The sequence below is a fragment of the Xanthomonas sp. NCPPB 3200 genome, assembly GCF_056393585.1.
This window is the reverse complement of the sequence record NZ_CM150785.1, coordinates 3,846,175-3,862,679: the sequence shown is the minus strand read 5'-3', so window position 1 is coordinate 3,862,679 and position 16,505 is coordinate 3,846,175. Positions and strand designations below refer to the sequence as shown.

The window sequence follows — 16,505 nt, the reverse complement described above, 5'->3', positions numbered from 1 at the left end:
GGCTATCGGCTCGGGCTGTGACGTACGGCCAGAATGCCCGCACCGGGTACCTGCTCAGGCACCCTCTATGTTCCCTCGGAGTGGCGTCATGCACATCAGCAAGCCTGCCGGCCCCTTGCCGGCGCCCGTCCCGTTTTACCGTCAGCTGTATTTCCAGGTGGTGGTGGCGATCGTCCTGGGTGCCCTGCTGGGCCACTTCGAGCCGGCCTTCGCCGAAAGCCTGAAGCCGCTGGGCGATGCCTTCATCAAGCTGGTGAAGATGATCATCGCCCCGGTGATCTTCCTGACCATCGTCACCGGCATCGCCGGCATGACCCACCTCAAGACGGTGGGCCGGGTGTTCGGCAAGGCAATGGCCTACTTCCTGTTCTTCTCCACGCTGGCACTGGTGGTGGGCCTGATCGTGGCGCACGTGGTGCAGCCCGGCGCCGGCATGAACATCAATCCGGCCGATCTGGACCAGAGCGCAGTCAAGAGCTACGTCGAGAAGTCGCACGACCTGACCCTGGTCGGCTTCCTGATGGACATCATTCCCAACTCGTTGATCGGCGCCTTCACTGGCGACCAGGTGGTCAACGGAAAGCTGACCGGGCCCAACATCCTGCAGGTGCTGTTTGTGGCGGTGCTGTTCGGTGTCTCGCTGGCCCTGGTGGGCGAGCGCGGCAAGCCGGTTCTGCACTTCCTGGAAGCGCTGATCGCCCCGGTGTTCAAGCTGGTGCATATCCTGATGCGCGCCGCGCCACTCGGTGCGTTCGGCGCGATCGCCTTCACCATCGGCAAGTACGGCGTGGAATCGCTGGTCAACCTCGCCTGGCTGGTGGGGTCGTTTTACCTGACCTCGTTGTTGTTCGTGCTGGTGATCCTGGGCCTGGTCTGTCGCCTGTGCGGCTTTTCGGTGCTCAAGCTGATCCGTTACCTCAAGGCCGAACTGTTGCTGGTGCTGGGCACCTCTTCGTCGGAGTCGGCGTTGCCCTCGCTGATGGAGAAGATGGAAAAGGCCGGCTGCGAGAAGTCGGTGGTGGGCCTGGTGGTACCGACCGGCTACTCGTTCAATCTGGACGGCACCAACATCTACATGACCCTGGCGGCGTTGTTCATCGCCCAGGCCACCAACACCGAGCTCACCTTGGGTCACCAGATTGCGTTGCTGGCGGTGGCGATGCTCAGCTCCAAGGGCGCCGCTGGCGTCACCGGTGCCGGCTTCATTACCCTGGCCGCCACGTTGGCCGTGGTGCCGGAAGTGCCGGTGGCCGGCATGGCGCTGATCCTGGGCGTGGATCGCTTCATGAGCGAGTGCCGCTCGCTGACCAACTTCATCGGCAACGCAGTGGCCACCGTGGTGGTGTCGCGTTGGGAAAATGCGCTGGACCGCGACCAGCTGAAGCTGGCGCTGGACGGCGGTGAGCCACCGCTGCAGGCGCCGGTCGGACAGCCGGGCACCGCGCCGGCCAGCCTGCGCTGATGTTTCCTACGGCCCTGTATTCCGTCGGCCATGCCGGCGGGATGCAGGGCCGTTCTGCGTTGACCGCGAGCCCGGCCGCGGCGCACGACGCGCCGCAGCATGCGATCTCCCTGCCGCGCCGACAGCTGCGCGACAGGCCCTTGTTCAGGCAGGAGGGTAGAATTCAGCCCTCCTGCGCCTTCGAGACCCACACAGCCGATGTCCAACGACGACTTCAAACAGGCCGCCCTCGACTACCACCGCCAGCAGCCGGCCGGCAAGATCAAGGTCACCGCGACCAAGCCGATGCTGACCCAGCGCGATCTGTCGCTGGCGTACTCGCCGGGCGTGGCCTTCGCCTGCGAGGCGATCGTCGAGGAACCCACCCAGGCCAGCGAGCTCACTGCACGCGGCAATCTGGTGGCGGTGATCACCAACGGCACCGCGGTGCTGGGCCTGGGCAATATCGGCCCGCTGGCCTCCAAGCCGGTGATGGAAGGCAAGGGCGTGCTGTTCCAGAAGTTCGCCGGCATCGATGTGTTCGACATCGAGATCAACGAGAACGACCCGGACAAGCTGGTCGACATCATCGCCAGCCTGGAGCCGACCTTCGGCGGCATCAATCTGGAAGACATCAAGGCACCTGAGTGCTTCATCGTCGAGCGCAAGCTGCGCGAGCGCATGAACATCCCGGTGTTCCATGACGACCAGCATGGCACCGCGATCATCGTCGGCGCCGCCGTGCTCAACGCGCTGGTGGTCACCGGCAAGAAGATCGAAGAGGTCAAGCTGGCCACCACCGGCATGGGCGCGGCCGGCATCTCCTGCGTCAATATGCTGGTCTCGCTGGGCCTGAAGCCGGAGAACATCCTGGCGCTGGACCGCGACGGTGTGATCCACATCGGCCGCACCGACCTGGACCCGGACAAGCAGCGCTACGCGCGCGACACCGACAAGCGCACCCTGGCCGAGATCGTCGAGGGCGCGGACATCTTCCTGGGCCTGTCGGCGGCCGGCATCCTCAAGCCGGAGATGGTCGCCAGCATGGCGCGCCAGCCGGTGATCTTCGCGCTGGCCAATCCCAACCCGGAAATCACCCCGGAAGCGGCCAAGGCGGTGCGTCCGGACTGCATCATCGGCACCGGCCGTTCGGACTACCCGAACCAGATCAACAACGTGCTGTGCTTCCCGTATCTGTTCCGCGGCGCGCTGGACGTGGGCGCCACCGGCATCAACGAGGAAATGAAGATCGCCTGCGTCAAGGCGATTGCGGCGATGGCGCGGCGCGAGGCCTCCGACCTGGGCGCGGCCTATGGCGGCGAGACCCCGAGTTTCGGCCCGGAATACCTGATTCCGCGTCCGCTGGACCCGCGCCTGCTGGTGGAGCTGTCGTCTGCCGTTGCGCAGGCGGCGATGGATTCGGGTGTGGCCACGCGCCCGATCACCGACATGGAGGCCTATCGCGACAAGCTCGGCCAGTTCGTCTACCGCACCAGTCTGATGATGAAGCCGGTCTACGACCGCGCGCGCGCCGACAAGCAGCGCGTGGTGTATGCCGAGGGCGAAGAGGAAGTGGTGCTGCGCGCGGTGCAGAACGTGGTCGACGAAGGCCTGGCGTTCCCGATCCTGATCGGCCGCCCGGACGTCATCGAGGCGCGCATCGAGCGCATGGGCCTGCGCCTGACCGCCGGAGTGGATTTCGAGATCACCAACATCCTCGACGACCCCCGCTTCAACGAATACTGGCAGTACTACCACGCGCTCACCGAGCGTCGCGGCGTGACCGTCACCGCCGCCAAGGAACTGATGCGCTCGCGTCCGACCCTGATCGCCGCGGTGATGGTGGCGCGTGGCGAAGCCGATGCGATGCTGTCCGGCGTGGTCGGCCGCTTCCACAAGAAGCTGGGCTACGCACGCAGCGTGATTCCGCTGGAGCCGCGGGTCAGCTCCACCTCGGCGATGACCGGCGTGATCAACCAGCTGGGCGTGTTCTTCTTCCTGGACACGCACGTGCAGGAAGACCCGACCGTGGAGCAGGTGGTCGAAGCCACGCTGCAGGCCGCGTACCGCCTGAAGCTGTTCGGCATCGAGCCCAATATCGCGCTGCTGTCGCACTCCAACTTCGGTAGCCACGACTCGCGCGATGCGCTGAAGATGCGCCAGGTGCGCGAAGCCCTGCTCAAGCGCAAGCCCGAGCTCAACATCGACGGCGAAATGCAGGGCGACACCGCCTGGGACGAGGCGCTGCGCAAGCAGATCATGCCCAACAGCACGCTCAAGGGCCGGGCCAACCTGTTCGTGCTGCCGAACCTGGAAGCGGCCAACATCGCCTACAACCTGGTACGCGTGTTCACCGACGGCGTGGCGATCGGCCCGATCCTGATGGGCATCTCCAAGCCGGTGCACATCCTCACCACCAGCGCCACCTCGCGCCGGGTGATGAACATGACCGCGATCGCGGCGGTGGATGCGCAGATCCGCCGGCAGCGCGATGCCGAGAAGACCGCCAGCGAAAAAAATAGCGATTGAGATCCCCCACCGGGAAAACATCAAAGACCGATCGCTAGCGGCACCCCACGTGCCGCGCCAACGCCCCTCTCCCATCGGGGCGACAAGGCGCTGCTTGCGCGCCACTGGCACGCGTGCCTTGAAGCGCCCGCGCCGCAAGCGCGGGCCGGCGCGCGGAGCGGGGGGTGGGGTGAGGGGACGGTTACCAGCGCTGCTGACCTTGCAGTAAAACCCCGCTCCGGCAGCCCCCGTGCAATTCCGTCGATCGCGTGAGCGGGTGCCTGCATCCTGCAGTCGCCTGCCTGCAGAAAGCAGCGCGATCAGCGATGCGAGACCTGCGCCTCAACGCGCCGCAGGCTCCACCCCTAACAACTCGATCTCCGCCAGCTGCAGTTTCGCAGGTGCGCTGAATCGCAGCCGATACTCGGCATACGCACCCGGGGAGGCAATGCGAAACGGCCGCGTCTGCAATGGCCAGTCAAACGTTTCCTCGCGGCGCTGATCGACCACCTTCCACGCACCATCGGCCGTCCGCGCTTCCAGCGTCCATCCGCTTGCCGCAATCGCTGCGTTGCCGCTGGTCAGCGTGTAGAGCGTCGGCGTGCCGCGCGCCATGCCGCTGAACGTCAGTGCCGATGCCGATGCAACTGCAGCGACCGTCCCGGCATCGTCGTCATGCAGTGCCGGGACATCGCCACCATCGGCCAGGGTGATGCGCGCCGTGTCTCCGAGCACATCGCGCAAGGGGGCAGGACGTTCACCCGCAGGCGTCAGCGATGGCGGCGCATCGTCCGGCCCGGTGCCCCAGCGCGAGGGCGTCGGCCCCATGACGAAGTCCAGCGTCGCACCCTTGGCGATGTCTGCATGCGGCAACCAGGTCTTGCGCCAGGGCTTGCCGTTGACCTTGAGCGATTGCACGTACACGTTTTGCGGCGAATTCTGCAGCGCATTGACCGTCAGCGTCCCGCCGTTCGGCAAACGCAGGCTGGCGTGCGTGAACAGCGGCGAGCCGATCACATAGTCCGGCGTACCCATGCGCAACGGATACAAGCCCATCGCTGCGAACAGATACCACGCCGACATTTCGCCATTGTCCTCATCGCCGGGGTAGCCCTGGCCGATCTCGCTGCCCAGGTACAGGCGCGCCAGGATCTCGCGGGTCAGGCGTTGCGTCTTCCACGGCTGCCCGGCGTATAGGTACATCCACGGGATATGGTGCGCGGTCTGGTTGCTGTGCGCGTACATGCCCATGCGCACGTCGCGCGCTTCGGTCATTTCGTGAATGGTGGAGCCGTAAGAGCCGGCGAACCTGGCCTCGGCGGTCTCGGGGGTGGCGAAGAACGTATCCAGTTTCGCTGCCAGACCGGCGCGTCCTCCATACAACGCGGCCAGGCCTTGCCCATCGTGCGGTGCGGTGAACGCAAACGTCCAGCCGCTGGATTCGGTGTAATCGTGGCCCCAGACGCGCGGATCGTACCGTGCCGCGTCCACGCGCCAGGTGCCGTCCGGGGTGCGGCCCTGGAAGAACCCGATCGCCGGATCGAACAGTGCCGAATAGCCTGCCGCGCGGTGACGGAAATACAAAGCCTCGGTCGCGTAACGCTCGCGCGCCGTGGCTGTTTTCGCCTGTGTGGCCAGCGCATCGGCCATGTTGGCGATACCGAAGTCGTTGAGTGCGCCTTCCATCGACCACGACATGCCTTCGTGGGTGTCGGTATCGGCATAACCGCGAAAGGTCGAACGCGCCATGCCCTTGCGGCCGACATGCCTGTCGGGCGCCACCACGGTGGCGTTCTTGCGTGCGGCAACATACGCCTCGAGCGGATCGAAGCCCTGCACGCCCTTGAGCCAGGCATCGGCAAAGGCCACGTCGGAACTGGTGCCGACCATCAGATCGGCATAGCCGGGCGACGACCAGCGCGCCACCCAGCCGCCCGCGCGCGACTGCTCCAGAAAGCCTTGCACCAGCGCACCGGCATCGTCGGGCGCGAACAAGGCGTACGCCGGCCACGCGGTGCGAAAGGTGTCCCACAAGCCGTTGTTGACATAGACCCGGCCATCGCGGATCGGCGCAAAGCTGCGCACCGCGCTGCCATCGATGTTGTCGTCCGACCAGCTGCTCTGGCTGGCGTAACGCCAGTCCGGTGCGCTGGCGCTGCCGACGTTCTCGTGGCCGGAGTTGGGATACAGGTGCAGGCGGTACAGGTTGGAGTACAGCGTGGTCTTCTGGTCGGCGGTGGCATCGGGCACCTCCAGGCGTCCCAGCAACGCATCCCAGGCGTCCTGCGCACGCGCGGCAACCTGCTCGAATGTCGCCTGCGGCGCGATTTCCAGGGCCAGGTTGTGCCTGGCCTGATCCAGTGAGATCAGCGAGGTGGCAATGCGCATCTGCACCTGCCGGGTGCTGCCGGCATCGAACTTGATCCAGCCGGTGGGCCGGCCGGTATCGCTCAGGCCGCTGGCTTTCCACGGCGTGTCGAAGCTGGCATGGACATACATGCGCGTGGCCCCGGTCGATAGCCCGCTACGCACATCGGTGTAGCCGGAGAGCGTCTGTGTTGCCGCATCCAGGCGCAGCGCGCCGCGCGCGTCCACATTGTCGAACACCAGATTGGCATCGCCCTGTGCCGGGAAGCGAAAGCGGAACAGCGCGGCATGGTCGGCCGGTGCGATCTCGGCCTGGATCCCGTTGTCCAACTGCAGCGCGTAGCGATAGGGGCGCGCAGTTTCATTGGCGTGCGAAAACGCCAGTGCACGCTGTTTGCGATCGGCTGGCGGCACGCCGGCGGCCAACGACGGCATCACCTGAAAGGTCTGGCGGTCGCCCATCCACGGGCTGGGCTGATGGCTGAGCGACAACGCCTGCAGGCGCGGGCGATTGTCCGCATCGTTGTGTTCGTTCCAGCGATACAACCAGGTCAGCGTGCCCGCATCGGTCACCGGCGTCCAGAAGTTGAAGCCATGCGGCACGGCCGTTGCAGGGAAATTATTGCCGCGCGAGAACGTGCCATTGGATTGCGTGCCGCGCGTGGTCAGCACCCAATCCGACGGACGCGTTGCCGGCGTCAGCGGCACCTCGGCAAGCGCGATATCGTCGATCCAACCGGCACTGGTCGCGCCTGCGGGCGGCGCAACGTCCAGCTCGATCGCACGCACACGGCGGCCACGCAGGCCGGGCACGTCGCCCAGCCGCACCGCCTTGCGCGCCCATTGCTGCGGATACAGCGTCTTCGACTCGCCTTGCGCCTGCGCAGCTAGCGCGACGCCATGCTGATCCCGCGCAGCGCTGGCAGACACGCGCGTGCCGTCGTCCAGCAGCAGATCCAGGGACACATAGGTCGATGCCACATGCTCGCCGCCCACACTCTCCGGCAATACCAGCCACGACAGCGTCGTATCGGCACCGATCGGGACATCGGCGGTAAACAGGGTGCGCCGCCCACCTGCAGCATGACCTTGATACCGCAATGCATGCGCACCGCTGTAGCCGGCGTTGGGCTTGGCCGCATATGGCGCGGCCGGGCCGGTACCGATGGCAATCTGCACATCGCCTGCCGCTGCGCTCACCGGCAACGGCTGCCCGGGCTCGAACGAACTCGAAAACTCAATCGCCGCGCTCACCGACAGCGGCGCAGCGCAGCCCAGGGCGACAACCAGCCGGAGCCACAGCTCACGCGGGTGCAACAGCACAACAGACGAGGTCACGTGGCGATGTCTCCTTAGGGTGCGATGCCGCAGGGTAGGTCCGGCCGAGTGCTGCGGGCGATCCGGACACGGGGCGCAGGCACGGGGCGGTGCGCCATGGTCAGGCGATGATAAGCGCGATGTCCGGGTGGGGTGGCGCTGCCGTGCCTGTAGGGGGCCAGGCGCTGCTGGATCTTTAGCATCTCTCGAGGTTGCCGGCGCCCGCGCTGGCGCCGAGACCATCGCCACCCGAACCGGCGTCACCCGCTCAATGGGCCGATCACCACGTAGGCTGCTAGAATCCGCGCTCTGCCTTTGCCTCTACGATCGTGCCGCCATGAGCCAGACCGCCACCGCGCCCGCCAATGCCGAATCGCGCTACACCGTGCATCGCAGCGATCTGCCGCTGAGCTGCCCGACACCGCAGATGGCGTTGTGGAACTCGCATCCGCGCGTATACCTGCCGATCGAAGACGAGCCCAACTGCGAAGCCAAGTGCCCGTACTGCGGCGCGCTGTTCGTGCTCGCCGACTGATCCTGGCCGGATGCACCGCCTGACCGTGGTGCAACTGCTGCCGGCGCTGCAGTCCGGCGGCGTCGAGCGCTCCACCCTGGAAATCGCTGCTGCGCTGGTGCGCGCCGGCCACCGCGCGGTGGTGGTGTCGGCCGGCGGTCGCCTGGTCCAGCCGCTGCTGGAGGCCGGTGGCGAACATCTCACCCTGGACATCGGGCGCAAGTCGCTGCTGACCTTGCGCCATGTGGTCGGCCTGCGCCGGCTGTTCGCCGAACTGGGCGCCGACATCGTGCATGCGCGTTCGCGCCTGCCGGCCTGGCTGGGCTGGTACGCGTTGCGCGGCATGCCGCAGGCCACGCGGCCGCGCTTTGTCACCACCGTGCACGGGCTCAACTCGCCCAGCCGCTACAGCGCGGTGATGACCTACGGCGAGCGGGTGATCTGCGTGTCGCAGACGGTGCGCGAGTACGTCTGCACGCACTATCCGCAGACCGACAGCGCGCGCTTGCGCACGATACCGCGCGGTGTCGATATCGCGCAGTTTCCGCGTCGCCCGCATCCGGATCGCCGCGCGCGCGCCTGGGCACAGAGCATGCTGCCCGGCCTGCCGGCCGATGCGCCCCTGCTGCTGCTGCCCGGGCGCGGCACCCGTCTGAAGGGGCACACCGACGGTCTGCAACTGCTCGCCGACGTGCGCGCTGCCGGCGTGCCGGCCTGGTTGTGGCTGCCGGGCGCGCGCGAGCCGGGCCGCGAAACCTATCTGCACGAGCTGGAAGCCGAGGCCACCGGGCTGGGCGTGGCTGAGGCGGTCGCCTTCACCGAACCCACCGCACGCATCGCCGAGGCCTACGCCGCCAGCGATCTGGTGCTGCAGCTGTCGCGCAAACCCGAGGCCTTCGGCCGCACCGTGGTGGAGGCCTTGTCGGTGGGCCGGCCGGTGCTGGGGTGGGCGCATGGCGGCGTCGGCGAGCTGCTGGCCGAGTTGCAACCCGGCGGCGCGGTGCCGGCCTTCGATGCCGCTGCCTTGCGCACCCAGGCGCTTCATTTGCTGCAGCAGGCGCCGACAGCGCCCGCCGTGCTTCCCTACACGTTGCAGGCCATGCAAGCGGCCACCCTGAAGGTCTATGACGAACTCCGCCGCTGAGGCCATCCCTCCCGCGTCCGTGCTGACGCCCGATGCCGGTCGCTGGGCGCCGCTGTGGGTGATCCTGTTCGTGGCCCTGTGGCCCACGCCCGGGCTGGCCGAGACGGTGTTGTCGCTGGGCGCGCTGTTTGCGGCGTATCGCCTGCTGCATGCGCGCTTCCGCGGCGGCACCCGGCTGCTCAGCGGTGCGGCCTGGGCGCTGACCAGTGTGTTGTTCTTCGCGTACTGGTTGCCGCAGATGCTGTCGGCGTTCGATGCGGTGGACGTGGGCCGCGCGCTGCGCAAGTCGGCCACCGATCTGCGCTATCTGCCTTTCATGTGGTTGTGCGCGATCGCGGTGGCCAATGCGCAGCGGCGTCGGCGTACCTTCACCGGCCTGGCAGTGATCGGCGCGGTGTGGACGCTGGATGCGCTGCTGCAGGCCGCGTTCGGCAACAGCCCGTTGTTCTTCGGCCTGGATCAGATCAAGCAGCTGATCAGCGGGCATGGCCTGTGCACGCCGCAGGAGCTGGCCCTGGTCGACCGCCTCAGCGGCGTGCTGGGGCCGTGCAACCTCAAGTTCGGCCAGACCCTGGCCAGCCTGTCGCCCTTCCTGTTGCTGGCGCTGGGCCGGCGCCATGCCTGGGCCTGGGCAGGCGCTGCGGCGGCGGTCGGGGTGGTGTTGGTGCTGGCCGGTTCGCGGGCGTCGTGGATCACCTACGGCGTGATCGTGCTGCTGTCCGGCTGGCAGTTGCTGGGTGGCCGTCGCCTGCTGGGAGTGGCGCTGATCGGCGCGCTGCTGGCGGCCGGCGTGGTGGCGGTGGCGCCGCAGGCGCGCGAGCGCATCCAGCGCACCGCCCTGGCCTTCAGCGATGGCGAGCAGGGCGTCGACCAGGCCCTGTCCGGGCGTGCGCAGATCTGGGGCGCGGCGCTGTGCATGATCCGCGCGCACCCGCTCAATGGCGTGGGCGCACGCGGATTTCGGCAGGCTTATCCGGCCTGCAATCCGGCCCCCGCGCAGGCGCCGGCATGGGGCGACGGGCCGGCCTTCCATGCGCACCAGATCGTGCTGGAAATCCTGGCCGAAACCGGGGTGATCGGTTTGCTGCTGTGGCTGGCCGGTGCGGCCCAGGCCTGGCGTGCGTGGCGCTATTCCAGCCTGGCCGCGCGCGCGCAGGCACGCCCGGCAATGATCGCGCTGGTGGCAACCGTGTTCCCGCTCAATACGCATCTGGCGTTCTATTCCAGCTTCTGGGGCGGGCTGAGCCTGATGCTGGCCGGCCTGTATGCCGGTGCCTTGCTCAACGACGACGCAGATCAGCCCCTGCCGCGCTGACTCGCCGCACATCCGTGCGCTGCTGCGGCTGCACGCAGCGCAGGCGTGAGACCCGCCGACATCAGCGATAGAATTCGCTGCGCCCGCCCGGCTGGCGCTTGAAGCGCCGATGGATCCACAGGTACTGGTCCGGCGCCTCGCGCACCATGTCCTCGATCGCCGCATTGACCTGCGCGGTATCGGCGATCACATCGTCGGAGGGGATGTCTGCCAGCGGCGGTGCGATCTTGAGGATGTAGCGGCCACCTTCGCGCCGATGGAAGTACGGCACCACCGCGCAGCCGGTCAGCCGCGCCAACTGGTGGGTGGCGGTGATGGTGGAGGCCGGATGCCCGAAGAACGGCACGAACACGGTGTCCTTGCCGCGCATGTCCTGATCGGGCGCGTACCACAGGAAACCGCCGCGCTTGAGGTGCTTGATGGTGGCGCGCAGATCCTCGTTGGCGAACATGTGCGTGGCATAGCGCAGCCGCCCGCGCTTGACCGCCCACTCGAACACCGGGTTGCGATGCCTGCGGTACATGCCGGCCAGCGGCACGTAATCGCATAGCAGCCGCCCGCACATCTCCAGCGTCATGAAGTGGCCGGACACCAGCAACACGCCGCGCTTTTGTTCCTGCAGACGCTGCAGATGTTCCAGCCCTTCGACCTGCACGCCCGGACGGATGGCATCGATGCTGCCCCACCAGGCACGCGCGAATTCGAACAGGCCCACGCCCAGCGCATCGAAACTGTCGCGCAACAGCCGCGCCCGCCAGGCATCGTCCTGTTCGGGAAAACACAGCGCGAGGTTGACCTCGGCAGCGCGCCGGCGCGTGCCGGCCAGGCGCATCGCGATCCAGCCCACGCCACGGCCGAGCGCGCGCTGCAGTGTCCACGGCAGGCGCCCGGCGATCACCATGACGGCAAGGGCCAGATACATCGGCCAGTGCCTGGGGTTGCGCAGGGAAGGGCGGACAGCGACGTTGGCGGGTTCGGACATGCGTCAATTCTAAGGGATCACGCGCGCGCGGCAGCGTGCACATGCGCACGCCGCAACGCTCCCGTATCCTGCAGCGATGCGGAAAGACCCGATCGAATGGCTGTTGCGCGGACTGTACTCGGCGCTGTTGTACCTGTTGCTGCCGGTGACGGTGTACCACCTGGTGTGGCGCGGTTTTCGCGTGCGCGAATACTTCAACCGCTGGAACGAGCGCTATGCCTCCTACACGCATGCCTGCGGTCGGCCGCGCGTATGGGTGCATGCGGTGTCGGTGGGCGAGGTCAATGCCGCCGCGCCGCTGGTCAACGCCTTGCGCGCGCAGCGTCCGGATATCCGCTGGGTCATCACCACCATCACCCCCACCGGCTCCGAGCGCGTGCGCGCGGTCTGGGGCGATGCGGTGGACCACGTGTATCTGCCCTATGACGTACCCGGCAGCGTCGGCCGGTTCCTGGAGCATTTCCGCCCGCGCCTGGCGTTGATCCTGGAAACCGAGCTGTGGCCGAACATGTTGTTCGGCTGCCGCGATCGCCAAATTCCGGTGTACATCCTCAATGCGCGGCTGTCGGCACGCTCGCTGCGTGGCTATCGCCTGCTGGCGCCGTTGATCAGCCGCGCGCTGCGCAGCGTCACCTGCGTGGCGGCGCAGTCGCACGACGATGCCGAACGCTTCATCACGCTGGGTGCGCGGCCCGACCAGGTAATCGCACTGGGCAATCTGAAATTCGATATCGCCGCACCTGCGCAGTTGCAGGCGCTGGTCGCGCAGTTCCATACGCAGGTGCCGGCAACGCGGCCGGTGTGGATTGCCGCCAGCACGCACGAAGGCGAGGAAGTGGCCGTGGCCGACATCCATGCGCGCCTGCTGCTGCAGTTTCCTGACTTGCTGATGTTATGGGCGCCGCGCCACCCGGAGCGCTTTCCCAAGGTCGAGGCCGTGGCGCGCGAGCGTGGCTGGGCCGTGTCTACACGCAAGAGCCAGCAATGGCCGCAGGCGCGCGACAAGGTGTTTGTCATCGATACCCTGGGCGAGCTGATGAGCTTCTACGCCTGCGCGCAGGTCGCCTTCGTCGGCGGCAGCCTGCAACCGATCGGCGGGCACAATCTGCTCGAACCCGCAGCAGTCGGCACGCCGGCAGTCACCGGCCCGCATCTGCACAATTTCTCGGAGATTTCGCGGCGCATGCGCGAGGCCGATGCGGTGGCCATCTGCGACGATGCCGACTGCGTCTACCACGATCTTGCGCGCCTGCTCGGCGACCCAGCCCAACGCGAGGCGATGGCCGCGGCGGGGCTGGCCTTGGTCGCCAATGGCAAGGGTGCGGTGGCGCGGACGCTGGTGCAGATCGCGCCGGACCTGCCACCGGTGGTGAGCGAGGGCGCGGCGTCCTGAGGATGTCACTGCGCCTGCACTGCCGCGTTGCAGTGATCCTGCCGCAGTCACGCTAATGCGTGTCATCCAAAGGCCTTGGAGTGCCAACAGGGCGTGGCGATCGCGCAGTCGTGTGATCAGCCGCTTTGGGCGTCATCTGGAGAGTCTCAAGCCGCATTGGTCGAGCGTGCGGTGTCCTCGCCGCTCGCGGGACACGCCGTGAATCGGTCCGTGGAGGCTCGGTGGCGGCATCCCTGCCGCCACACGGTCCCGCAACCGGCGAGGACACCGCAGCAGAGAGTTCGCCGGTTGCTTTGTCGAAATTGCTTGCAAACCTGCACGCCGACCATCTCGACTGGTCCTTGCCCGTTCACCGTCGCGGGACCTGACGCGGCATGGAGGCCGCGTAAGAGCTTACTGGGACCTACTTGCGGCGTGTCCCGCGATGGTGGGCGGGCAAGGGCCCTGCAGCCAAGTCGCAGATCAGCGGCTAATGCCGCAGTCATCGCAGGGATCGCACGCAGCCAGGTACGCGTGTGCATCGGACATAAAAAAGGCGGGCCTGCGCCCGCCTTTTTAGTTACCCATCCGCCCGCATTACTGCAGCGAGCCACTGCCCTGCAGCTTGGACTCGGCATCCTGCGACAGCAGGCGGTTCACGTCCTGCAGGTCGGTGATGTCGAGCTTGCCGATCGCCTGGCCCAGCAGCAGACGGTTCTGCAGGAAGTTGTAGCGCGACTGCGCATAGTTCAACTGCGCCTGGAACAAGGTGCGCTGGTTCTGCACCACGTCCAGCACGGTGCGCGTGCCGACTTCCAGGCCCACCTGCGAAGCGTCGTATGCGGCCTGTGCCGAGACCACGGCCAGGCGGCGTGCTTCCACTTCGCTGATGCCGGCGACCACGGTCTGGTAGGCATTGCGCGTGTTGCGATCCAGCGCGCGCTTCTGCTGCTCGTAGGTGTCCTGCTGGATATCGCGCTGCGAGAGTGCTTGACGTACTGCGGACTGCGTTGCGCCGCCGGCAAAGATCGGAATTGACACGCTTATGCCGATCGAGTCGGTATCGATGTCGCGGCCTTGGGTCGTAAACACACCGCTTTCCGCAGCCCCTGTGCCCCAGCTGTTGCTGCGTCCCACGCTGCCGGTCAGATTGACTGTGGGCAAATGGCCGGCACGTGCCGCGGTGATGCTGGCCTCGGCCGCGCTCACCTGCAATTGCTGCGCCTTCAACGCCGGGTTGTCTGCGATGGCGGTCGCTACCAACTTGTCGACGTCACTGTAAGCGGCAGGCACCTCGGGGCGAAATTCTTCTGGCAGTGCACGTAGACCAACTACCGGCTGGCCGGTCAACTCGGTGAGTGCCTGGTAATAGTCCTTCAGCGTGTTGCGGGCGTTGATCGTATCTGCACGCGCCTGATCGTACTGAGCGCGCGCTTCATGCACGTCGGTGATCGGGGCCAGGCCCACTTCCAGGCGTTTGTCGGCGTAATCGAACTGCTTCTTGGCTGCGGCTTCGTTGGTCTCTGCAGCCGCCAGCGACTCGATGCCCACCAGGACCTGGAAATACGCCGCCGAGGTGCGGGTGATCAGGTCGTTATTGGCAGATGCCAGTGTGAAGTCGGCTGCCCTTGCAACTTCACGCTGCGCGCGCAGGTTGGAGAACTGCGCCCAATTGAAGATCGTCTGAGAGCCTTGGATTTGGCTGGAGCGCGACGAGGTGGTGATGCGGCCATCTTGGCCTTCGATTTCGCGATGGGATTTACTGTAGTCGTAAGCACCGTTGAGCTGCGGCAACAACGCCGCACGCGCCTGCACCTGACCTTCCCGATTGACCAGGCGAGTAGACTCGGCCACTGCCAGCTGCGGATCGCCGTTGCGGGCCATTTCGTAGACCTGCAGCAGATCGGTGGCGTTCGCAGCCATCGGAGACAGGGCGGCGGCCAGCGCCAGGACGAGGGATCGGCGGATCATCGGGGAAGCTTCCTTGGGAATCAGAATTGGAATCGGGGCGTCGGTGCGGCGCCCTGGAGATAGGCGAGGTCGGTTTCGAACAACGATTCGATGCGCGGCGCGTTGACGTCGCCACGGACCAGGACCGCTTCCATCACTGGATCGTGACCGCGCACCACGAACAGCCGGCCGTTCGGGCGCAGCCACTGCAGCCACTGCGTCGGCAGCGACTCGACCGCGCCGGTCACACAGATGGCATCGAAGCGACGCTCGCTCTGCCAGCCGAACACGTCGGCGGTCTCGATCCGCACGTTGCTGCCCAGGCCGCTGCTATCCAGATTGGCGCGTGCAGCGGCGGCCAGTGCCGGGTCGATCTCCAGGCTCAGCACTTCGCGGGCCAGCGCGGCCAGGCAGGCAGTGGAAAACCCGCTGCCGGTGCCGATTTCCAGCACGTCTTCGCCCGGCTGCAGATCCAGCGCCTGCAACATGCGGCCTTCCACTACCGGCTTCATCATTTTGTGGCCGGCCGACAACGGGATTTCCACATCGACATAGGCCAGGGTCTTATAGGCCTCGGGCACGAAGGCTTCGCGCGGCAGGCGCGCCAGCACCTCGAGCACGCGCAGGTCCAGAACGTCCCACGGCCGGATCTGCTGTTCGACCATCTTTTCGCGGGCCTGGGAGAAATCGATCGTCATGGTGCGGTTATCCAACGCGGTGGGGCAGGCATTTTACCGGTGCACGGGGCAACTGGCGCATCTAGCATCGCTGCGCGCCGCCAAACGGCGCAGTGCCGGAAGTCATCGCCACCAAAGGCCGGGGGCGGTCAGCGCGGCGCATACGCCCTCAGGAAGAAATCCACGCTGGCCTGCAGGTGCTCGTCCACCTGCGCGCGGGTGGGCTGGCCATGCAGGCCGCACATCATCAGCGCATACAGCTCGCCCTTGAGCAGGCAGAAGAACTGCGAGGCCGCACGCGCCACGTCGTCGATCTTCAGCTGGCCATCGGCCACGCGCGCAAACAGGAAGTCGGCCAGCGCCTGCTGGGTTCGCTTGGGGCCGGCGTTCCAGAACATCTCGCGCACATGCACATCGCCGGTACCCGGCGCCATCATCATGCGGTGGGTGGCGATGGCCGAGTCGGTGCTGACCATGGCGAAGAAGGCATCGGCGATTTCGATCAGCTGATCGCGCAGCGCGCCCTCGGGGGCGTGGTCGAACAGGTCGTCCGGCATCATGTGCTGGCATTGCGCACGGATCGCCTCGGAAAACAGGCTCTCCTTGTCGCCAAAATGACTGTAGACGGTGAGCTTGGACACGCCCGCCTGCGCGGCGATGCCATCCATGCTGACACCGGCATACCCCTGCTCCATGAACATGGTGCGGGCAGCGCCCAGGATGGCGGCGCGTTTCCCAAGATCCTTGGGCCGTCCAGGGCCGTTGCTCTTGGCCTTGGACTTGAGGGGGGGCGAGCTGGACATGCTGCCAATACTAGACCATCGGGTTCTATATTTATACTCGCCGCCCGCGCTGCGCCTTGAAGCACTCAGGAAAGATCGCGCCACCGCGTTAGCTGCGCCCCCGCTTGGTGATGGC

General features: G+C 66.7%; 11 protein-coding genes. 6 read left to right on the top strand and 5 right to left on the bottom strand.

What is annotated here, in order from left to right; genetic code table 11:
- The first annotated feature begins 88 nt into the window (after positions 1–88).
- Positions 89–1,462 (top strand): dicarboxylate/amino acid:cation symporter, encoded by a 1,374-nt coding sequence (locus AC06DU_RS16615; RefSeq protein WP_046344222.1) that lies wholly within the window; start codon positions 89–91, stop codon positions 1,460–1,462.
- A gap of 198 nt (positions 1,463–1,660) precedes the next feature.
- Positions 1,661–3,970, top strand: coding sequence for an NADP-dependent malic enzyme (locus AC06DU_RS16610; RefSeq protein WP_478202861.1), 2,310 nt, complete (start codon positions 1,661–1,663; stop codon positions 3,968–3,970).
- 321 nt (positions 3,971–4,291) lie between these two features.
- On the opposite strand, the gene AC06DU_RS16605 is transcribed toward AC06DU_RS16610, so the two are convergent.
- Positions 4,292–7,654 (bottom strand): GH92 family glycosyl hydrolase, encoded by a 3,363-nt coding sequence (locus tag AC06DU_RS16605; RefSeq protein WP_478202860.1) that lies wholly within the window; start codon positions 7,652–7,654, stop codon positions 4,292–4,294.
- A gap of 316 nt (positions 7,655–7,970) precedes the next feature.
- Between AC06DU_RS16605 and AC06DU_RS16600 the strand changes: the two genes are divergently transcribed.
- From AC06DU_RS16600 to AC06DU_RS16590, 3 genes are read left to right on the top strand one after another with little or no spacing between them, the layout of a single operon-like run.
- On the top strand, positions 7,971–8,168 hold the full coding sequence (locus tag AC06DU_RS16600) for a zinc-finger domain-containing protein (protein WP_016902555.1): 198 nt from the start codon (positions 7,971–7,973) through the stop codon (positions 8,166–8,168).
- A gap of 10 nt (positions 8,169–8,178) precedes the next feature.
- A complete protein-coding gene (locus AC06DU_RS16595; RefSeq protein ID WP_478202859.1) occupies positions 8,179–9,291 on the top strand; it encodes a glycosyltransferase in 1,113 nt (370 codons plus the stop codon).
- The gene (locus AC06DU_RS16590) at positions 9,272–10,606 is read left to right on the top strand and encodes an O-antigen ligase family protein (protein ID WP_046344212.1); all 1,335 of its coding nucleotides are present in this window, start codon (positions 9,272–9,274) and stop codon (positions 10,604–10,606) included. The genes AC06DU_RS16595 and AC06DU_RS16590 overlap by 20 nt, the downstream gene beginning before the upstream one ends.
- Positions 10,607–10,667: 61 nt before the next feature.
- Here AC06DU_RS16590 and AC06DU_RS16585 read toward each other — a convergent pair whose 3' ends face one another.
- Complete coding sequence (locus AC06DU_RS16585; protein ID WP_024938980.1) at positions 10,668–11,588, bottom strand: LpxL/LpxP family Kdo(2)-lipid IV(A) lauroyl/palmitoleoyl acyltransferase; 921 nt, start codon at positions 11,586–11,588, stop codon at positions 10,668–10,670.
- Positions 11,589–11,664: 76 nt separating this feature from the next.
- Between AC06DU_RS16585 and waaA the strand changes: the two genes are divergently transcribed.
- Positions 11,665–12,981 (top strand): lipid IV(A) 3-deoxy-D-manno-octulosonic acid transferase, encoded by a 1,317-nt coding sequence (gene waaA, locus AC06DU_RS16580; RefSeq protein WP_478202858.1) that lies wholly within the window; start codon positions 11,665–11,667, stop codon positions 12,979–12,981.
- 576 nt (positions 12,982–13,557) lie between these two features.
- On the opposite strand, the gene AC06DU_RS16575 is transcribed toward waaA, so the two are convergent.
- The 3 genes from AC06DU_RS16575 to AC06DU_RS16565 all read right to left on the bottom strand — a co-directional run bounded on the left by AC06DU_RS16575 (position 13,558) and on the right by AC06DU_RS16565 (position 16,390).
- A complete protein-coding gene (locus tag AC06DU_RS16575) occupies positions 13,558–14,931 on the bottom strand; it encodes a TolC family outer membrane protein (protein ID WP_053045773.1) in 1,374 nt (457 codons plus the stop codon).
- A 20-nt stretch (positions 14,932–14,951) separates the two neighbouring features.
- Positions 14,952–15,608, bottom strand: coding sequence for a protein-L-isoaspartate O-methyltransferase family protein (locus AC06DU_RS16570; protein WP_024938983.1), 657 nt, complete (start codon positions 15,606–15,608; stop codon positions 14,952–14,954).
- 128 nt (positions 15,609–15,736) lie between these two features.
- A complete protein-coding gene (locus AC06DU_RS16565; RefSeq protein WP_478202857.1) occupies positions 15,737–16,390 on the bottom strand; it encodes a TetR/AcrR family transcriptional regulator in 654 nt (217 codons plus the stop codon).
- Positions 16,391–16,505: the final 115 nt, after the last annotated feature.